This is a genomic window from Streptomyces sp. NPDC034084, from assembly GCF_055575535.1.
Genome location: NZ_JBVISK010000002.1, coordinates 200,153 through 220,389, shown reverse-complemented (window position 1 = coordinate 220,389; position 20,237 = coordinate 200,153). Strand labels below are relative to the sequence as shown.

At 72.7% G+C, this 20,237-nt stretch carries 14 protein-coding genes; all 14 read right to left on the bottom strand.

Features of this window, described 5'->3' with window-relative positions; translation table 11 throughout:
- Nucleotides 1-2 precede the first annotated feature (2 nt).
- On the bottom strand, nucleotides 3-650 hold the full coding sequence (locus ACZ51I_RS06485; RefSeq protein ID WP_468871958.1) for a PIG-L deacetylase family protein: 648 nt from the start codon (nucleotides 648-650) through the stop codon (nucleotides 3-5).
- A complete protein-coding gene (locus ACZ51I_RS06480; protein WP_468871957.1) occupies nucleotides 647-1,444 on the bottom strand; it encodes a glycosyltransferase family protein in 798 nt (265 codons plus the stop codon). Before ACZ51I_RS06480 ends, ACZ51I_RS06485 begins: the two co-directional genes overlap by 4 nt.
- Nucleotides 1,441-2,676: a class I SAM-dependent methyltransferase gene (locus tag ACZ51I_RS06475; protein WP_468871955.1), complete on the bottom strand. Its 1,236-nt coding sequence runs from the start codon at nucleotides 2,674-2,676 to the stop codon at nucleotides 1,441-1,443. The genes ACZ51I_RS06480 and ACZ51I_RS06475 overlap by 4 nt, the downstream gene beginning before the upstream one ends.
- Nucleotides 2,673-3,884: a glycosyltransferase gene (locus ACZ51I_RS06470; RefSeq protein WP_468871954.1), complete on the bottom strand. Its 1,212-nt coding sequence runs from the start codon at nucleotides 3,882-3,884 to the stop codon at nucleotides 2,673-2,675. The genes ACZ51I_RS06475 and ACZ51I_RS06470 overlap by 4 nt, the downstream gene beginning before the upstream one ends.
- A gap of 7 nt (nucleotides 3,885-3,891) precedes the next feature.
- A complete protein-coding gene (locus ACZ51I_RS06465) occupies nucleotides 3,892-5,112 on the bottom strand; it encodes an O-antigen ligase domain-containing protein (RefSeq protein ID WP_468871952.1) in 1,221 nt (406 codons plus the stop codon).
- Between the two features lies 1 nt (nucleotide 5,113).
- Complete coding sequence (locus ACZ51I_RS06460) at nucleotides 5,114-6,625, bottom strand: right-handed parallel beta-helix repeat-containing protein (RefSeq protein ID WP_468871951.1); 1,512 nt, start codon at nucleotides 6,623-6,625, stop codon at nucleotides 5,114-5,116.
- A gap of 20 nt (nucleotides 6,626-6,645) precedes the next feature.
- The gene (locus tag ACZ51I_RS06455; RefSeq protein ID WP_468871950.1) at nucleotides 6,646-8,604 is read right to left on the bottom strand and encodes a heparinase II/III family protein; all 1,959 of its coding nucleotides are present in this window, start codon (nucleotides 8,602-8,604) and stop codon (nucleotides 6,646-6,648) included.
- Nucleotides 8,601-10,778 (bottom strand): bi-domain-containing oxidoreductase, encoded by a 2,178-nt coding sequence (locus tag ACZ51I_RS06450; protein WP_468871948.1) that lies wholly within the window; start codon nucleotides 10,776-10,778, stop codon nucleotides 8,601-8,603. The genes ACZ51I_RS06455 and ACZ51I_RS06450 overlap by 4 nt, the downstream gene beginning before the upstream one ends.
- A gap of 16 nt (nucleotides 10,779-10,794) precedes the next feature.
- Nucleotides 10,795-12,729: an asparagine synthase (glutamine-hydrolyzing) gene (gene asnB / locus ACZ51I_RS06445; protein ID WP_468871947.1), complete on the bottom strand. Its 1,935-nt coding sequence runs from the start codon at nucleotides 12,727-12,729 to the stop codon at nucleotides 10,795-10,797.
- Nucleotides 12,730-12,732: 3 nt separating this feature from the next.
- Nucleotides 12,733-14,253: a Wzz/FepE/Etk N-terminal domain-containing protein gene (locus ACZ51I_RS06440; protein WP_468871945.1), complete on the bottom strand. Its 1,521-nt coding sequence runs from the start codon at nucleotides 14,251-14,253 to the stop codon at nucleotides 12,733-12,735.
- Nucleotides 14,250-15,644 carry a YveK family protein gene (locus ACZ51I_RS06435; protein ID WP_468871943.1) on the bottom strand — a complete coding sequence of 465 codons (1,395 nt, stop codon included), beginning with the start codon at nucleotides 15,642-15,644 and terminating at the stop codon, nucleotides 14,250-14,252. The genes ACZ51I_RS06440 and ACZ51I_RS06435 overlap by 4 nt, the downstream gene beginning before the upstream one ends.
- The gene (locus ACZ51I_RS06430; protein ID WP_468871941.1) at nucleotides 15,641-16,921 is read right to left on the bottom strand and encodes a glycosyltransferase; all 1,281 of its coding nucleotides are present in this window, start codon (nucleotides 16,919-16,921) and stop codon (nucleotides 15,641-15,643) included. Before ACZ51I_RS06430 ends, ACZ51I_RS06435 begins: the two co-directional genes overlap by 4 nt.
- Nucleotides 16,911-18,227 carry a nucleotide sugar dehydrogenase gene (locus tag ACZ51I_RS06425; RefSeq protein WP_468871940.1) on the bottom strand — a complete coding sequence of 439 codons (1,317 nt, stop codon included), beginning with the start codon at nucleotides 18,225-18,227 and terminating at the stop codon, nucleotides 16,911-16,913. Before ACZ51I_RS06425 ends, ACZ51I_RS06430 begins: the two co-directional genes overlap by 11 nt.
- A 73-nt stretch (nucleotides 18,228-18,300) precedes the next feature.
- Nucleotides 18,301-19,779 (bottom strand): sugar transferase, encoded by a 1,479-nt coding sequence (locus ACZ51I_RS06420; protein ID WP_468871939.1) that lies wholly within the window; start codon nucleotides 19,777-19,779, stop codon nucleotides 18,301-18,303.
- Between the last annotated feature and the right edge of the window lie 458 nt (nucleotides 19,780-20,237).

The following is a 20,237-nucleotide window of genomic DNA, read 5'->3' as shown; positions in this document are numbered from 1 at the left end:
GTTCATTCCCCCAGGTCGAGAGTGAGTTTGGTGACGGCGAACGCCTCGGCGTAACGCGCGTGGCATTCGATGCCGCGGATCCGCGCGAGGCCCAGGAAGGCCTCGCGGTCGTACCAGGGCCGGTGCCGCTGCGAGGGGTAGTGCTCCTGCAGCAGCCGCACCTTCCGTTCGGCGACCTCCGGTGTCAGCGGCTGGTAGGCCGCCGGACGACCGAGATCACCGTCCCACTTGACGATCTCGTAGCCGAGCACGAGATGGTCGCGGAACGCGGTGGGCATCAGCCGCGCCAGACCGCGGTGGTCCTGGTGCGCGTCGTCGGTGCGCGGGGCCAGGACCAGGTCCGGCTCCGTCGCCCCGCGCAGCTCCTCGACCGCGGCCTTGGCCTCGTCCCAGTGCACCGGCATCCGGCCGTCCGGCAGCTTGAGCACGGTCAGCCGCAGGTCGGCGCCCGGACAGAAGGCGGCGAGCGCGGCCCGCTCCTCCTCCTCCCGCTCGCTGCCGCCGCCGGAGAGCACCAGCGCGTCGACGCGGACGCCCGGCCGCGCGAGGCACAGCGTGAGAAGGGTGCCGCCGGCGCCGATGGCGATGTCGTCGCAGTGGGCGCCCACCGCGACGACCCGCTCCAGGGGCCCGGTTCCGAGCCGGATCACGCGGTCCCCACCCCCGCCCCGTCCTGCTCCCACACGGCCCACGGGCGCTCGCCCCGGGCGTAGGCGTCGTCGAGCGCGGCCCGCTCCTTCACGGTGTCGGTCGGTTTCCAGAAGCCGCGGTGCCGGTGCGCCACGAGCCGGCCCTCCTTGGCCAGTCCGGCGCATCCGTCGGCGACCAGGTCCCCGTTCTCCGGGATGTGGTCGAACACCTCCTGGCGGAGCACGAAGTAGCCGCCGTTCTCCCACAGCGGCAGTTCGCTCACCGCGGTGATGCCCCCCACCAGCCCGTCCTCGCCCAGCTCCACGCAGTGGAACGAGGACTGGGGCGGCACCACCATCATCGACGCGCCCGCGTCGCGGCCGGCGAACCGGTCGATCATCTCCGGCAGCGGGGCGTCGGTGAGCACGTCGGCGTAGTTGGCGAGGAACATCTCGTCGCCGTCCAGGTGGTGCCGCACCCGGCGCAGCCGCTCCCCGATCGGGGACTCCATGCCGGTCTGCGCGAAGGTGATCGTCCAGTCCGATATGTCGGTGGACAGCAGCTCGGTCCGCCCGCCGCGCAGCACGAAGTCGTTGGACGTCGTCTCCTCGTAGTTGAGGAAGAAGTCCTTGATGTGGTGGGCCCCGTACCCGAGGCACAGGATGAACTCCGTGTGCCCGAAGTGCGCGTAGTAGCGCATGACGTGCCAGATCAGCGGTCGCGGGCCGACCATCGCCATCGGCTTGGGCACGTCGTCGGCGGCGCCGTTGCGCATGCGCATCCCGTAACCGCCGCAGAACAGTACGACCTTCATGACGTCACCTCGACGATGCTCAGTTCCGGGATGGGAAAGACCAGTCGACCGCCCCACTCGTGCACGAAGGACAGCTGCTCGACGAGCTCGGCCCGCAGGTTCCACGGCAGGACGAGGACGTAGTCCGGTCGGTCGGCGGCGATCCGCTCGGGCGGCAGGATCGGGATGCGGGTGCCCGGGGTGAACCTGCCGTGCTTGTACGGGTTGCGGTCGACCGTGTACGGGAGCAGGTCGGGCCGGATGCCGCAGTGGTTGAGCAGGGTGTTGCCCTTGCCCGGGGCGCCGTAGCCGACGACCGTCTCGCCGCGCTCCGCCGCCTCGATGAGGAACCGCAGCAGGTCCCGGCGCACCTTGGCCACCCGGTCGGAGAACTCGGTGTACCCGGACAGCTCCCGCAGCCCGGCGGCCTTCTCCCGGTCCAGGACCTCGGCCACGCGCCGCGACGGCTCGCCGGCCGCCCCGGACGGCCGGGCCCACAGCCGGATCGAGCCGCCGTGCGTGGGCAGCAGCTCCACGTCCACGAGCGTGAGGCCGCCGCTCGCGAGAGCCCGGATCGCGGACGCCACCGTGTAGTACTGGAAGTGCTCGTGGTAGATCGTGTCGTACTGGTTCTCCTCGATCAGGGTCAGCAGGTGCTGCACCTCGATGGAGACCCAGCCGTCGTCGGCGACCAGGGCGCGCAGCCCCCGGGTGAACCCCACCACGTCCGGGATGTGCGCGTACACGTTGTTGGCCACGACCAGATCCGCCGGGCCGTGCTCGGCGCGGACGGCCGCGCCGGTCTCCGGGGACAGGAACTCCGTGAGCGTGGGCACCCCCGCCTCCCGCGCCGCCGCCCCGACGTTCACCGACGGCTCGACGCCCAGACAGCGGATCCCCCGGTCCACCACGTGCTTCAGCAGGTACCCGTCGTTGCTCGCGACCTCGACCACGAAGGCGTCCGCGCCGAGACCGAGCCGCTCCACGGCGTCGGCCACGAAGCTCCGGGCGTGTTCCACCCAGGACGTCGAGTACGAGGAGAAGTACGCGTACTCCTTGAACGTCTCCTCCGGCGTGATCAGCGGAGGTATCTGCGCCAGCCAGCACTCGGTGCAGACCCGCAGGTGCAGCGGGTACGCCGGCTCCGGCAGATCCAGCTGGTCCGCGGCGAGGAAACTCTCACACGGCGGGGTCGCCCCCAGGTCGACGACGCTCCCCAGCGCCGCCGAGCCGCAGAGTCGGCATCGTGTCATGTACTGCCCCCCATTGATTCCGTCCGACCCGCGATCGCGGTGCGGTACTCGTCCACCAGACGCTCCAGCCCGACGGCCGGGCTGAAGTTCTGCTCGTAACGGCGCCGGGCCGCCCGGCCCATCTCCCGGTTGCGGGCCGGTTCGGTCGCGATCCGGCGCAGGCAGGACGCGAGCGAGGCGGGATCGCCCGGCTGGTGCAACAGCCCGGTCACCCCGTCCTCGACGAGTTCGACGAAGGCGCCGTGACCGGCGGCGACGGCCGGGACCCCGGCCGCCATCGCCTCCGCGACCACCAGGCCGAACGTCTCCCGCGCCATCGACGGAGCCACCACGCCGACCGCCCGCGCGACGGCTTGCCGACACTGGGCCGGCTCGTACAGGCCGACGTACCGCACGTCGTCCCGGCCCGCCGCCCAGGCGGTCACCTCCCGCTCCAGCGGCCCCGCCCCGGCGATGACCAGCGGCACACCGACCCCGCCGCCCGCCGCGATCTCGTCCCACGCGGCCATGAGCAGCGGCACGCCCTTCGTCTCCGCGAGCCGGCCCAGGAAGAGCAGGTGCTCGCCGTCGACCGCTCGCCCGGCGCCCGGGTCGGGCACGAAGTTGTGCTTCACCACGAGACGTTCGGCCGGCATGCCGGCCCGCACCAGGATGTCGCGCTGCGCCGCGGAGATGCAGAGGAACCGCTCCACCCCGGACCACCAGCGCCGCCGGTTGACCGACAGGCTGACCGCGAGCGGAATCGTGGCGAGCCGGGAGTTCCGGTAGCAGCCGTGCCGGACGGCGGGCAGCGACGCCCTCGTCCCGACGCACTCGCCGCACGGCCGGGCGTCCCGGTGCAGGGTGCCCGGCGGGCAGACCTGGGTGTAGTTGTGCAGCGTGGCGACCACGGGCACGCCCGCGTCGGCGCAGGCGGCCAGGACCGCGGGCGACAGCAGCGGGAAGACGTTGTGGACGTGCACCACGTCCGGCCGCTCGGCGCGGAGCCGGGCGGCGAGCTCCGCCCGGACCGCCGGGTTCCACGGCACGAGCAGCGGCACCGCGGCCTTGGCGAGGAGGGACCGGCCGGCGATGTCGTCGCTGCGCCGCTCGAACAACTCGACCCGGTGCCCGGCCGAGCGCAGCAGCCCCACCTCCTCGTCGACGACTCTGTTCTCCCCGCTCGGCTGCGCCGAGGAGTAGCGGTTGTGCACCACCAGGACATGCATGCTCAGGTCACCTCCGTGCCCATCGCGGGATGCGTTGTCGGGGCACCTCGGCCACCGGGAGGGGCGTCGCCGGGGCGGGCGCGACCAGCAGCGAGGCGGCCAGGGCCAGATGCAGCAGATACGCCGAGGCGTCACCGAGACCGGCCTCGGTGTACGACGACATCGCGACGTAGCTGATCAGGAAGATCGCGCAGGCCCTCGGCAACGACGGCGGCCGCAGCAGCGCGACACCGCCGAGGGCGAGGAGCATCGCCGCCACGATGGCGACGCCGACCAGGCCCTGCTCGTTGTAGACGGCCAGCCAGCTGTTGTCGATCGGCAGTCCGTCGAACGACTTGTCGCCGAGCCCGGTGCCGAGCGCCGTCTCCGTGGTCGTCCGGGGCGCGGAGAGGAGGGCGTCCCACACCTTGGCCCGGCCGGTCAGGTTGGCGAAGTTCTCCTGGCTCTGCCCACGCAGGAACCACGCCCGCAGCGCGGAGCTGAACACCACCGCGGCCACCGCGGCGCACAGCACCGCCCAGGCGAAGAACCGGCGCGCGGCCGCGCTGGTCAGGAAGAGCGAGCCGATCGCCAGCATCAAGCCGATGATCAGGCCGAGCGTGGCCGTTCGGGTGTGGGTCATCGCGAGCAGGACGAGAGCCGGCACGATGACCACCGCCGCGCCGGTCCCGGTGGTCCGGTGCCCCAGCAGAAGCAGCACGGTGAGCCCGATGATCACCGCGGCGTACTGCCCGATCTGCGGCGGGGTGAGCGGCCACAGAGCGCCGACCAGCCGCCCGCCGTAGTACTCGGGCATGGCCGTCCCCGGCGAGACGACCAGTCCGGCGGCGACCAGCACGAGCACCGCGAAGTAGATCCGGATGTGGTGACGTACGAACGTCAGACCGCCGTCCCACCAGCGGCTGAGCAGCCACAGCGTGCCGATGAAGAGAGCGAGCCGGGCGCAGCGGAACAGCGCGCCGACCCCGACGTCCGGGTGCACGCTGGAGATCACGCTCGGCACCAGGAGCAGGGTGAGCAGGAACACGAAGGCGCTGGCCCGGACTTGCAGCGGGCGATTGATCACGAGCGCCAGGGCGAACGCCACGACCAGGGCGCCCATCGTGACCATCTGGATGAGGGAACGGGGGATCGGGAGGACGGTCCTCGCCCCCGCGGAGCCGAGCGTGTTGAGGGCCAGCAGCCCCCACACCGTCCCGACGATCTTCGACGTGTGGTCCGGCACCATCTCAACCACCGTCCCGTACGCGGAACGTGCTGCCCGCGTCCTGCCGGTACGGCGCGGCCTGCCACCGTCCGGCGTCGAGGGTCCGGCCCGGGTCGCGGGCGACGAACGTCCACGGTCCGACGTAGACGTTGTCATGCCAGCGGTTGTGCTGCCCGCCGGTGATCGCCTCGGCCACGCGCCCGCCCCGGTACGGCGACCAGTCCGGAGAAGTGCCCCGGTCCGCGAGGACCGCCATACGGCCACACCCCTCCGTGCAGCCGACGACGGCCTTGTCCAGGACGAAGCGGTTTCCGTGGATGTCCACCCGCTGGGTCTTCCAGCGGCAGTCGGCGTAGAGCGGAGCCGTGGCGATCGCCGGCGGCGCACAGCGGCCGGTGTCCTTCACCAGCAGGGTGCAGTAGTCGGTCGAGGTGTTGGCCGGGCTGTTGCAGAACCGGTCGGCGCTCTCCCACAGGGTGATGCCGGACCAGTTGTTCTCCAGCACGTTCCCGTACACCTCGATCCGGTCCGTGCGGGCCGGCACCCGTGGTTCGCCGCCGGACTCGGACAGGTAGACGGTCGCGTACGGGAAGTCGTCGCCCTCCTCGGCGTAGTGCCGGCCCTCGACCCGGTTGTTCCGCCGGATCGTGTTGTTCCGGATGACCGCGTTGTAGCTCGTCTCGTAGATCAGCGCGGCACCGTCGTTGGAGTCGAGGACGTTGTCCTCGATGCGGAAGTCGTTGTTGTTGGTGTCCGCCCACAGACCGGCCCCGCGGTTGTCGTGCACCCAGTTCCCCCGGACGTCGGCGCCGTCGACGGCCCAGAACTTGATGCCACCGGTGCAGCCGCAGCCCGGCTGCCGCCGCTCCCAGTCGTCGGTGTTGTTGCCCACCACCTCGTTGCCCTCGACCACCAGGCCCCTGATGGAGTCACCGGTCTTGTAGGCGTTCATTCCGTACTGTCCGTTCCCGCGCAGACAGCTGGCGCGGAGCCGCTGGCGGGCGCCGGCCATCAGCCCGGCGCCGGAGTTGTACTGGATCTTCGCGTGCTCGATCACCCAGCCGTCGGCCATGTCGTGGTTGACCACGCCCTCGTTGTTCGGCGCGGCGAAGCGCTGCACGGTCAGGTGACGGATGGTCACGCCCCGGGCGGTCCCGCCGAACGCGTACTGGTTGACCTTGAGACCGTCGAGCACCGCGCCGGGCGCGCCGAGGTAGACGTTCCCTTCCTTGGGCACGACCTGGTCGTAGGCGTCCGGCCCGAGCCTGTGCTGCCCCGGCCGCAGCCAGAACGTGGTGTGCGGGGGGCTGCCCTCGGTCTTCGCCGCCAGGTCACCGACCACCGCCGGGTCGACCGTCACCGCGCCCGCCGGCGCCTTCGCCGGCCCGTCGGCGGGCGCGGCGCACACACGGGCCACTGAGGCGGCGGGCGCCCCGGGCGCGGCGGGCGCGGCCGTCGGCTTCGCCGGGGCCTCCGACGTGCTCGTACAGCCGGCCACCGCCAGCAGGAGCAGCACCAGCGGTGCCGCCGGCACCCTTCGATGCCGCCGCTCGGTCACCCCGCGCCCCCGCGGAACCTGAGTACGGTGCTGAACTCCGCGCCCTCGGCGAACCCCGTGCCGACCAGCGTGGTGGCGGGTTGCTTGCGCCCGAAGCCCGCGGAGTACCAGCCGAGCGGCGGCTCGGTCTCCCCGCGGTGCGCCCGCCAGCTCAGCTGCCCGGGCAGGTCGAGCACCGCGGAGCGGTCCTCCCCGTCCCGGTCCCAGGTGAGCACCGCCCGGTTCCCCTCCAGCTCCGCGGTGATGGCCGGTCCGAGGTGGAACGCCAGGCGCACCGGTCCGCGACCGCCCCGGACCTCGTCCACCACCCGCAGCTCCCGGCTCGCGGCGGTCAGCTCCACCCGGCGGCGGTGGACGGAGCCCTGGTATCCGTCGTGCTCGGCGCACCAGCGGGCCGTCCCCCCGTCCGAGGCGCCGGACGTGTCCGCGACCAGGACGCGGCTGCGGGCGTGCCGGGTCCACAGGAACGGGCCGCCGGAGACGGACTGGTCGGCGCCGTCCAGCTCGAGGGTGTTGTGGCCGAGGGTCGACCGGAAGTACCGCCGCCACTCGGGCTGCCCGTGGTAGCAGTACGTGCCCGGGTCGGCGAGCACGTCGACGCCGTCGTGCCGGACCTCCACGGACAGCGCGTCCGCGTGCGCGTGCGCGGCGATGGACAGGAAGCCGTGCGGGCCGCCGTCGCAGCGGCACCAGATCTCCCCGGGGCCACGCAGGATCGTCATGCCCGCGTCCGCGAAATGCGCCGGCCGGTCCGCCGGGCGGCGCACGGACAGGTCGGCGGGCCTGATGAGCGCGGTGAGCAGAGGGGTGCGCACATCGGTGCCGGTCACCGCCGGCCACCAGCCGAGCCGGCCGAACACGGCGTCCCCGGTGGCGAGGAGCGAGGCCCAGCGGTCGGTTCCCGTGCCGTCCACGACCAGACCGTGCCCGTCGTCCGCGTCCCCCTGGCGAGGCGGCCGCAGCCGGCCGTCGACGACGGCCGCGAGCGCGTCGGTCATGCGCAGCAGCACCAGCCGGACCGTCGCGGGAACAGGCACGCCCGCGGTGTCCGCCTCGGCGACCGCGGCGAGGCCGAGTTCGAGGACCAGGCCGTGGTATTCGGTGGCCAGCTCGCGGTTGAGGCCGGAGAGGAAGGTGTTGCTCCGCAGATGCCGCTCCAGGGACCGCAGCGCGTCGGCCCGCCACCGCGCCGAGGAGGGGAACCAGCCGAACGCGCAGGCCGCGGCGAACCGACCGGCGGCCTCGGCGATGACGTGGTTGTTCGCCGAGGACCCCCGGCTGGGGAAGGCGGCCAGCCAGCGCTGGTGGTGCCAGATCTGGTGGAGCGCCACCGGGTTGTCCTCGAACAGCCCGGCCGCGCCCGGCCAGCCGTCGAGCAGCCGGCGGATCCACACCCAGGACAGGAGCCGGATCCCCAGCTCGATGCCGCTGGTCCAGTGCACCCCCCGCAGCGGCGCGTTCACCGCCCACCAGGACCGCAGGTGCTCGGCGACCCGCTCCGCGTACCGCTCGTCCCCGGTGACCGCGTACGCGGCGGCGAGCACGGTGAGGTACTGGTGCCGGGACAGCTCCCAGATCTGCTTGATGTCCCCGACCGCCTCCTCGTTCCGGTACGGGACGTCGAAGGCGTAGCCCCGGGGAGCGCGGCGCCCGGTCTTCGGGTCGTACCACCAGTCCGGGTCGACCAGGTCGTCGCGTTCCACCCCGAAGTACGCGATGTGCCCGGCCATCAGCCGGTCCGCCTCGGCGACGAGCCGTTTCGCGGCGTCCGGGGGGATCGCGGCGACCGCCCCGGCGGGCAGCACGGCGGTGAACCGGGTGCCCGTCACCCGCGGGGCGGCCGGCCGCGCCGACCGCCACCGCCGCCTCCGTACCGCGTCGACGGTCCGGCCGCCGACCTCGCGCGGTCCCATCCGGGACAGCCTCCGCAGGTACCAGCCCGCGCTCATCGTCATCGCGTCCTCGCCAGCGTCACCGGCGCACCGGCCGCCAGACCGGCCCGCACGGCGAGGGTGGCCGCCGTGGTGGCGACGAGCGACTCCAGCGGCACCGGCATCGGTCCGCCGGTGCGCACGGCCTTGACGAACGCGGCCAGCTCGGCGTTCTGGCCCTTGTCCCGGGCCTTGGGCAGCCGCGAACTGACCCACTTCTCGGGGCCGTGCACCGAGGCACGGACGAAGTCGTCGAGCCGCAGCACCTTGCCGTCCGCGACGAGGTCCAGCGTCTCCTTGGGGAAGCCGGGCGCGCCCGTCGTGACGTAACTGATGGTGGCGGTGGAGCCGTCCGGGTAGCCGAGGACGACCTGGAGGTCCTCGTTGCCGGGGGTGGCGGCCGCGTACACCGAGACCGGGTCGGCGTCGAGCAGCCAGCCGGCCGTGTCGATGAAGTGCCCGCCCTCGCCGGCGAACCGGGAGCCCTCGGTGCCCTGCTTGAGGTACCAGCTGCCGTGCTGCAGCCGGCCCGCGTTGACCAGGTAGCGGAGGCTCGCGGGACCCGTCCGGGCGCCGAACCGCTTCTTGGCCTCGGTCAGGAGCGGCGCGAACCGCCGGTTGAAGCCCACCTGCAGGCGGTCGTTGCCGGACTCCTCCACCGCCGCGAGCACGCCCGCCAGCTCCTCCTCGGTGAGGGCCAGAGGCTTCTCCACGAACACCGTCTTGCCGGCGAGCAGTGCCTGCCGGGTCAGTTCGGCGTGCGAACTGTGCCGGGTCACCACGAACACCGCGTCGATCGACTTGTCCCCGAGCACGGCGTCGAGATCGGTGGTCGCCCCGGCGAAGCCGAACTTCCGCTGCGCGTTGGCCGCGGACAGCGCCGTCGTGGTCACGACCGTGGACAACTCGACACCTTCGCGGCCCACCAGGTGCGGCAGCAGCATCGACGTGGCGTAGTTGCCCGCGCCGACGAACGCCAGCCGCACCGGCCTCCCGGAGACCCTGGCCGCACTCCGCTCCACGCGCACCGCGGGCACCGCCACCGCCGGGGCCTCCGCCTCCGACTCCGCCGTGGGGCCGGGGTAGCGGAAGAGCACGGCGACGGCCTTCAGGTCGCCGTCCTTCAGCGACCGGTACGTCTCGACGGCGTCGTCGAAGTCGGCGATGTGGGAGATCAGGGGCTCCACGTCGACGCTGCCACGGGCGAGGAGATCGAGGAAACACGCCAGGTTGCGGCGCTCGGTCCAGCGCACGTAGCCGATCGGGTAGTCCCGCCCCTCCAGCTCGTACTCCGGGTCGTAGCGCCCGGGGCCGTACGAGCGGGAGAACCGGACGTCGAGCTCCTTCTCGTAGTACGCGTTCCACGGCAGGTCCAGGCGGCACTTGCCGATGTCGACGACCCGGCCGCGGTCCCGGCACAGCCGGGCGGCCAGCTCGACGGGCTGGTTGCTGCCGCCACCGGCCGCCAGGTACACCTGGTCCACCCCGTGACCGCCGGTGAGTTCGGCGACGGCCGCCTCCACGGCCGCGGACGCGGGGTCGCCGCAGGCCGCCGCGCCCAGGCGCTCGGCGAGCTCGCAGCGCAGCGGATCGGGGTCCGCCCCGACGACCCGGACCCCCGAGGCGGCGAGCAGCTGCACCACCAGCTGCCCGATCAGCCCGAGACCGATGACCAGGGCCACCTCGCCGAGCTGCGGCTCGCCCTGGCGGATGCCCTGCAGCGCGATCGACCCGACCGTGCCGAAGGCCGCGTGCCGCGGCGCGAGGCCGTCCGGCACCGGGGTGTAGAGGTTCTTCGGCACCCAGTTCAGCTCGGCGTGCAGCGCGTGCTCGTTGCCGGCGCACGCGACGAGGTCGCCGACCTTCACGTCGTCGATCCCGGCGCCGACCTGCTCGACCACGCCGCACAGCGAGTAGCCCAGCGGCGTGTACGAGTCCAGCTTGCCCATCACCTTGCGATAGGTGGCGGGCACCCCGTTGGTGGCCACGCTCTGCATGACCTTGGCCACCTGGTCCGGCCGGGAGCGGGCCTTGCCCAGCATCGACATCCCGGCCTCGGACACCTTCATGAGCTCGGTCCCGGTGGATATCAGCGAGTAGGCGCTGCGGACCAGCACACCGCCCGGCTTGCATCCCGGCGCCGGCACGTCCAGCACCGTCAGCTCGCCGCTCTTGTAGTTCTGCACGACCTGTTTCACCGAAGTCCTCTTGTCTCTACGCGGTCAAGGAAGCGTTCTGGCCGGACCCGGAGGTCGCGCCGCGATACCAGTACTCGAGGGTCAGCACATGCCAGAGGTGCTTGGAGTAGTCGCTGTGCCCGGCGGCGTCCTCGGCGACGAGCCGCTGAAGCGCGTCCCGGCGCAGGATCCCGGAGTTGACGAGCACGCCGTCGTTCACCACCTCGCGCACCAGCGGCGCCAGGTCCCGGCTCATCCAGGCGCGCAGCGGCGCGCTGAACAGGCCCTTGGGGCGGTACACGATCTCCCGGGGCAGCACCGAGGTGGCCGCCTCCTTGAGGACGGCCTTGCCCTGCCGTCCGACGATCTTGCGATCGCCGGGCACGGTGAACGCCGCCTTGACCACCTCGACGTCCACGTACGGCACCCGCACCTCCGTCGACGCGGCCATGCTCGACCGGTCCGTGTAGGCGAGGTTCAGGCCCGGCAGGAACATCCGGGCGTCGCCCAGGCACATGCGGTTGACGAAGTCGTCGAGCTCGTTGTCCTCGTAGACGTCCGCGTGCTCGGTCAGCACGTCGTCCACGGTCCCGGCCAGGTCCGGATGGAGCAGGGCGAGCAGCTCGCCCCGGTCGTACATGGTGTAACTGCGCCGGAACGCGGTCTCCTCGGGCAGATCGGCGAAGGAGAGGAACCGCTTCGCGAAGCGCACCGACCGGTACCCCCGGCGGGCCGTGGCGACCGGCAGCCGGTCCACGGCCGCGGAGAGGCCGCGCCGCAGGGGCCGGGGGACCCGCTGGTAGCGCAGGGCGATCAGGTTGGCCAGGTGCTTGCGGTACCCGGCGAACAGCTCGTCGGCACCCATCCCCGAGAGCATCACCTTGACCCCGGCCTCCCGGGCGGCCGAGCAGATCAGGAAGGTGTTGATCGCGGCGGGGTCACCGATCGGCTCGTCCAGGTGGTACGTCATCCGCGGCAGCAGGTCGAGCACGTCCGGAGCGATCTCGATCTCGTGCAGGTCGACGCCGTACCGCTCGGCCACCTGCCGGGCGTAGCGCAGGTCGTCCGGCATCGCCTCGAACCGGGAGTCCTCGGCGCGGAAGCCGATCGTGTAGGCGGAGATCCCGGGGCGGTCGCGGGCCGCCAGCGCGGTCAGGTAGCTGGAGTCCAGGCCGCCGGAGAGGAAGGTGGCCACGGGGACGTCGGAGAGCAGATGGCGCCGGGTCGACTCCTCGACGATCGCGGCCAGGTCAGGCCGCTCGCCGGACAGGGCCCTCTCCCGGCCCTCGGCGGCGACGTCCTTCAGGTGCCAGAACCGGCCGCGCTCCACCCGGCCGTCGGGCTGGCACCGCAGCCAGCTCCCCGGCGGCAGCTTCTCCGCCTCCCTGAAAGCGCACCGGGAGTCGGGCACCCAGTAGTACAGCAGCGAAGCCACGAGCGCCCCGTGGTCCACCTCCAGCGAACCGCCGGTCACGGCGGCCAGCGCCTTCAACTCGGAGGCGAACACCAGCCCCTCGCCGCGCCGGAGCAGGAACAGCGGCTTGACGCCGAGCTGGTCGCGGGCGAGCACCAGCTCACCGGTCCGTTCGTCGAAGATCCCGAACGCGAACATGCCGCGCAGCCGGGGGAGGCAGTCCGTGCCCCAGCGCCGCCAGGCCTCGAGCAGCACCTCGGTGTCGGAGGTGCCGCGGAAGCGGACCCCGGCGGCCGTCAGCTCGGCACGCAGCTCGGGCGCGTTGTACAGCTCGCCGTTGTACGTGAGGACGAGGCCGTCCGAGACCATCGGCTGGGCGCCGGTCTCCGAGAGGTCGACGATGGCCAGCCGGCGGTGCCCGAGGTGCACCTCGCCGTCACCGAGGAGGTGGCTGTAACGGCCGGCCCCGTCCGGACCGCGGTGGGCGAGGGTGTCGGTGAGCCGGTCGGTCACGGCCTTCCCGTCCGGCCAGCGGTAGGTCCCTGCGATGCCACACATGTCCTACCGTGCCTCCTGGTCGCTGTCCGGGACCGCCGCCGCCCACAGGGGCAGCCGGTCCTTGCGCCGCCGGCCCGCCCCGTTCTGACGGGCCGACAGCTCGTTCTGGCCGTGCGGCGCGGTCCGCGGCCCCTCCCACAGGGTGCCGTCGGTCCGGTCACGCGGATCGGGGTCGATCAGCACCACACCGATGACGAGGACGCGCTGGTCCGCGAGGTGCCGTGCCACGGTGTGCAGCCATGTGGCGCCGGCGTGCCCGGCCCGTACGACGAGCACGGTCCGCGTCCCGAGGTACGGGAGCTCGGTCCAGGCCGTGCCGGGCGCCACCGAGCCGACGCCGATCCTGCGCTCCTGGTGCGACACGGCCGCGGCACGCTCGGCGCCGACCACGATCGGGTCGCCCGGCTCCGGGCGGCGGTCGGTGAGCTGAGGGCCTGACAGCCCGTCGATGACGACCACCGGGCCCTCCGCGCCCAGTTCCCGGGACAGATCCAGGGCGATCAGGCTCGCGGCGCGCGCACAGCCCAGCTCCAGCAGGGACACCGGTTCCGCTGAGCTGCGCGCGGTGCGGGCCAGGGAGACGGTGAGCCTCGTCCGGGCCTCCCGGATCCGCCCGCGCCGCCACAGCCGGGGCGACCGGCCGGGCAGTTCCGCGATCACCGAGGCGCCGAGGTGCGCCGCGATCTCCCGGCGCAGCACGGGCCGGTCCGCCACCACCGTGCCGACGGCGGCGACCGCGAGGCCCAGGGCGAGGCCGAGGACGAGCCCGATCGCGGCGTCGGTGGCGGCGGTCTTCAGCAGGGAGCGCCGGACCGGACGCGGGGCGTCCACGATCTGGGTGCCGGCGATGAGCCGGGGCGTGCCGATGCGCGCCTCCTCGGCACGCTGCCCGAAATCGGAGACGCGCGAGGTGAGTTCGGCCCGGCGGGCGAAGAGCGACTCCATGTTCGCCGAAGCCGTCGGCCTTCCCTCCGGCGAACCGTCCGCGATCTCCTTGTTGACCTGGGCCAGTTCGCCCCGCAGCCGGTCACGCTGGTCGAGCAGGGCCTTGGCGTCGGCGTTCGCGGCCTGCCGGATCCGCCGCACGTGGTCCGCGACGAACGCGTCGGCCAGCGCCTTGGCACGGGCCACCGCCTCGGCGTCGCTGTCACCCGTCACCGTGATCTGCAGGAGGTTGTTCGTCACCCCGCTGCCCTCGTAGTCCCGCATGAAGTCCTCCGGGTTCTCCGTGGACTTGAGGGTCTTCAGGGCCGCGTCGGCGATGCGCGTGGTCCGCAGCAGCGCGACATCGGTACGGATCAGGGTTCCGGGGTCGTTCGGCTGGTCCTCCTGATGGGCGACCAGCACCTTGGTCACGGCGGTCGGCGGCTGCGGCAGCAGGACCGCCACCGCCGCGCCGACGAGCAGACCCAGCAGCGCCAGGGAGCCCCAGAGGCGCCGCCGCCTGCGCACCGCCACCACCAGCGCCTGCAGGTCGAGGAGCGGAGCGGCGGCCGGTGACTCCGCGGTCGTACGTGTCGTCACGCCGCACCTCCGTGCGCGTCGTCGGCCGCCGCGAGCGCGGGAGCGGCGGCTTCCCGGGAGCGGCCGGCGGACCGCGCCGGACGGGTCCGGACCGTGTTGACGGCGACGATGCCGACGACCTCGTGCTTGGCGTCCGCACACGCGTCGGCGATGCCGGCGAGTTCCCCCGAGGTCCAGCCGCCCACGGAGAGGACGACCAGGGCACCGGACTCGTCACCTTCGCTGTCCGGCACCATCGGCCGGTCCGCGGCGACCTCCACCACCCGCAGCATGGTCTTTCCCCCGCTCGTGGAGGCGGCCGAAGGGCTCCCGGCCTCGGCGACGAGCTCCGCGGCGGCCCGGCGGGCGGCATCGTCGCCGTCCGGGACGACGACGAGCAGCCGCCGCGGGTCCGGCAGCCGGTCCCGGAGACGGGCGCACACCCGCCGGTACCGGATCCGCCGGCCGGCCTCGTCACCGGAGGTCCGGGGGGCCGGCACGTCCCACCGGACGTCGACGCCGAGGAGCCGGCGGACCCGGGCCCGCGCGCCACGGCGTTCCGGCCGGTGCGCGGACCCTTCACCCGGTACGTCCACGGTGCCGAGGAGCACCGAGCCCAGCGCCGCCGCGATCTCCGGTTCGGTGCGCAGCCGGCGGTTCATCCGTGCGGCGGTGAGATGGGCGATGACCGCGCCCAGGAAGAACAGGAGCGCCCCGGCGGCGATGAGCTGCGGCCGCGTCGGGGGTGCCTCGCCGGCCGGCCGGGCCGCCGGGCCCATGACGACCATGTTGGCCTTGTCGGCGGTCGGGTCGGCCTGCTCCAGCTTGTCGATGGACTCCTGCAGCGCGGTGCGCAGCCCCTCCAGCTCGGTGCGGGTCTGCACGCTCTCCACGCTCCGCCCCGGGCCGGCCGCGTCGGCCAGCTCGGTGATGCGGCGGCCGGTCTGCGCCACCGTCTTGCGCAGGGCGTCGAGCCGCGCCGCGGCCTCGGGGTCGGTGTCGTCCCCGATGATCCGCGTGGCGAACGTGACGAACTCCCGGGCGACCTGGTCGGAGAGCCGCTGCGCGCGCTCCGGGGTGTCGGCGGTGCCCGAGATCTTGACGATGTTCCCGTCGGCGGCCTTGGCGCTCACGTGCTCCCGCAGTTCGCTGCCGCCTCCGGCCCAGTGGAGCGAGGCGGCCGCACGGTCGAGGACCACCGAACTGGTCGCGACCTGCGCCTGGGTCAGCAGCTCGCGCTCCTCCCAGGCCCCCGGCAGCAGGACCGACACGGAGGTCGCGTAACGCGGCGGGAACAGCAGAGAGGTGCCGTAACCGACGAGCGCGCCCAGCAGGGCGAGGAGGGTGAGCAGCCGTCGGCGCCGACGGATAATCCGCCCGATCGTGACCAGGCGTATCGTGTCGTCGCTCAACGGCGCGGCCTCGTCCCCGCGCCGTCGGGCCCGCCCGTCGGGCCGGGTGCCCGGTCACGGCAGGCAGCGGCGTAGGCGGCGAGCAGCGCTCGCTGGGAGTGCCGCCAGGCCAGCGGCCCGTTGATCCGCTCCTGGCCGATCTTGCCCATCAGGTTCCGCTTCTCCGGATCGTCCAGGAGCAGGGCGACGAGTCGGGCGAACTCGGCCTCGTCGTCGGCGGCCGCGTAGACGGCGGCGTCACCGGCGGAGACGCGCGCCTCCCGGAGGTCGAACGAGACGACGGGCCGGCCCATCACCATGTACTCCAGGACCTTGTTCATGGTCGACACGTCGTTGAGCGGGTTGTGCGGGTCGGGGGAGAGGCACACGTCGGCGGTGGACAGATAGCGCACCAGATCGGCGTCCGGCACGCGTCCGGTGAACTCCACCTGCTCCGAGAGCCCCAGCCGCCGGGACAGCTCCACCATCGCGTCGAAGGTGTCGCCGCCGCCGACGAACACCGCGTGCCAGTCGGTACGCCCGAGCTCGTCGCGCAGTTTCGCGAGCGCCCGCAGGGCGTAGTCGACCCCGTCCTGCGGTCCCATCACGCCCAGGTAGCACAGCAGATGGGGCTTGCCGCGCTTCAGCTCCGGCTCGGGCGGTACGGGGTGGAAGCGGGCGGTGTCGGGCGCGCTGCGCACCACGAAGACGTCCGCCGGCCGCCGGCCGCCGCGGCGCACCGCGACGTCCCGGTAGCTCTCGTTCGTGGCGAGCACGACGTCCGAGGCCCGGTAGGTCAGCCGTTCCAGCGCGCACACCGCGCGGTAGAGCAGGTCCTCGCCGCGGCCGAAGCGGGAGAGGTACAGCTCGGGAACCAGGTCGTGCTGGTCGAAGACGAACCGCGCCCCGCGCCGCTTGAGCCACAGCGCGGGCAGGAACAGGAGGTCGGGCGGGTTGCAGGCGTGGACCACGTCGACCGGGCCCACCTTCCGGGCCAGCCGGAGCGTGTGCCACAAGGCCGTTCCGTACTCCCGCAGATACCCGGCCGGCCCTCCGGTGGCCGCGCGCAGGGGGTAGCGGTGGATCCGCACCCCGTCGATCTCGGCCTCCGGTTCCGTGTCCCGCTTGCTCCCCTGGGGGCAGATGACGTGCACCGTCCAGCCCGCGTCGCGCAGCGTCGTGCACTCCTGCCACACCCGCCGGTCGAACGGCACCGACAGGTTCTCCACGAGGATCAGCGCGCGCCGGCCCGGCCGGCCGCCGCCGGCCGTGTCGTTCAACGATGTGTCACCAAGCAAGGCCCACGTACCCAGGTTCGGCCCGGCGCGCCGCGGCGTCGGGAAGGTGGATGAGGTCGATGATCATCGGGCTGCCGCCATGGGGCAGCGCCGCGACCACGGCCGGATCCCTGGTTCCCACCAGGCAGACCTCGGCGTGGTCGAGCACCTCGTCGACGGAGTCCGCGAGCAGTTGCGCGAGGTGCGGCAGGCGCGTCTCGATGTACTCGCGGTTGGCGCCGAGCAGCCGGGAGAGGCTCACGTTCGCGTCGTGGATCCGCAGGTCGTACCCCTTGCCGAAGAGCCGCTCCGCCAGTTCGACGAGCGGGCTCTCGCGGAGGTCGTCGGTGCCGGGTTTGAAGGAGAGGCCGAACAGTCCGACCCGGCGCTTCCCGGTGCGCTCGACCAGCTCCACCGCGCGCTGCAGATGGTCGGAGTTGGAGGGCAGCACATGGGCGAGGATGGGCACCGAGACGTCGGCCCGCTGCGCCGCGTGGACCAGGCTGCGCAGGTCCTTCGGCAGGCAGGAGCCCCCGAAGGCGAAGCCGGGCCGCAGGTAGGCGGGGCTGATGTTCAGCTTGCGGTCGGCGAGGAACACGTCGATCACCTGGTGCGAGTCCACCCCGAGCGCCTGGCACACCGCGCCCAGCTCGTTCGCGAAGCCGATCTTGAGGCCGTGGAAGGCGTTGTCCGCGTACTTGATCGCCTCGGCGGTCGGGACCGGCACCCGGAACACCTCGCCGGGCAAGCCGTCGTACAGCGTCGTCACCACGTCGCCGCTCGCCGGGTCGAGCTCGCCGATCACGGTCTTGGGCGGGTCGAAGAAGTCGCGCACGCTGGTGCCCTCCCGCAGGAACTCCGGGTTGACCGCGACCCCGACGTCCACGCCGGCCGTGCCCCCGACGTACTTCTCCAGGATCGGCACCAGCAGGTTCAGGCAGGTGCCCGGGAGCATGGTGCTGCGGAACACGACGGTGTGCCGCCCACCCCGCTCGGCGAGCGCGGCGCCGATCTCCTCGGTGACCCGCTCCAAGTAGGTGGTGCACAGGCTGCCGTTGGGCTCCGAGGGCGTGCCCACGCAGACCAGCGAGACCTCGCTGTCCATGATCGCCTCGCGGACGTCGCCGGTGGCGCGTAAGGCTCCGGTCCGCACGACCTCGGCGACGAGCTCGCCGATGCCCTCCTCGACCACCGGCGCCTTGCCGTCGTTGACCAGGTCGACCTTCACCTGGTTCACGTCGACCCCGATGACCTCGTGGCCCATGCTGGCCAGGCACGCGGCCGACACACAGCCCACGTAGCCGAGGCCGAAAACGCTGACTCTCATGACCCGTTCCTCCCCCCAGGCAGGCCCTCGCGGCCTGCGGTCCACGCGCCGGCCGGACGGCGATTCCCGCGCATCAGTAGGCCCCCTGTCCGTGGAGCACCGCGCGCAGCGTCTTCCACAAGATCACCGTGTCCAGGGCGAGCGACCAGTCCTCCACGTACCGCAGGTCCAGCCGGACCGCCTCCTCCCACGGCAGGTCGCTGCGCCCGCTGATCTGCCACAGCCCGGTCAGTCCGGGCTTCACGAGCAGCCGCCGCCGGATGTCCGGGCCGTAGGCGGCGCACTCCTCCGGTAGCGGAGGCCGCGGGCCGACGAGCGACATGGATCCGGTGAGGACGTTGAACAGCTGCGGCAGCTCGTCGATCGAGTACCGGCGCAGTACCGCTCCGACCCGGGTCACCCGCGGATCGCGGCGGAGTTTGAACAGCGGTCCGGCGCCCTCGTTGCCCGCGGCCAGCTCGGCCCGTGCCCCGTGCGCCCCCGTGACCATGGTGCGGAACTTGAGAATGGTGAACTCGTGGCCGTCCTTGCCGACCCTGCGCTGCCGGTAGAAGGCCCCGCCGCGACTGTCCAGGAGTATCAGCAGGGCGACGAACGTCATGAGCGGCGCGAACAGCAGGAGCAGGAGCGTGGCGCCCAGCCGGTCGACGACCTCTTTGACGGCCCGGCGGCCCCCGGTGAAGGCCGGCATGCTGACACGCAGAAGCGGTATCCCGAGCACCGCGTCGACGTGCAGCCGCGGGCCGGCCACCTCCATCAGCACGGGCGCCACCACCATCTCGGCGTCGCTGCCCTCGAGGTTCCAGGCGAGCCGTCGCAGCCGGTCCGGTGACCAGTGCGGGTCCGGGGTGACCGCGACGACACGGTAGCCGTCGCGCCGGACGTGGTTGGCGACGTCCGCGAGCGGGCCGACGACCGGCACCCCGTCCAGCTGGTCGCCGTCGGGCCCCAGACCGTCCGTCGTGCACACCGCGTCCACCCGCCAGCCGAGGTGGGGGAACTTACGGGTGCGGTCGATCAGGTCCCGGACGGTCTCCGGACTCCCGGCCGCGAGCACCGGTCGCAGACAGCGTCCCTCGTTCCGCTGTCTGTGCAGCCAGAGGCGCAGCAGATACCGGGCCGTCATGGTGACCAGCGCGATCGCGGGGATCGCGACGAAGATCCACAGTTTGATGTTGCGCGAGGTCAGAGCGATCCCGCCGAGCGCGAGGACGACGGTCGCCGCGAACAGGGAACGCCCGAGGCGGCGGAACTCCTCGGCGCCCTGGCCGAGCACGGCCGGAGCCCACGACCGGCTCACCGCGAGCGCTCCCAGCACCAGAAGCTCGGTGCCGAAGGCGAGAATCCCCCACTTCTCGTGCCAGTTGGCCGCGTCCCGCGCCCCGAAGAACTCGCCGATCGCCCCCACGACACAAGCGGTGGCCACGGCATCGCTGAGGATCACGGTACGGCGGTAGCGCTGCTCCCAGTCGATCGCAGGCCGGCTGATCGCCCCGGCCGCCAGACGCTCGCGCGTCGACGGAAAAGGGCTGACTAATCCCCCTTGCCGCACAGAACCCCCCAGGTCCCCAGTGGTTCGACGTGGTCGACTCACGCTGTGTCCGCCCCGGAGGCCCCCACCCCCCGGCGCATGCCATGCCGGCTCGTTCAGAGTTACGTGAGCAACTGACCCTGGCGGCAGCAGGCTCGCATGCCCTGCCAGGCCCTCGACGTGCACGGAAATCCGTCGGAACCTCGGGTGCTCCCCGCACCCGGGGCCCCTCTCGGGCTCCCGAATCGATCATCCCCATGTCCGGCGAGCGGTACGGGACTGCTGGCGTTCCGTAGCGCCGGATCCACGGAACGTTGATGAAGCACGGTCAATGTAGACCATGGCGAGCCGGTATGAAGAGGGGATGTGTGAAATTTGTGCTCAAGATTTGGGGCTTCGTCCACGGCCCGGAAAGCGCCCCCGGAAACCGTGACGCCGACGGGCTCCCGGCGGCTCGCCGGCCCCCTCGGCGCGGCTCC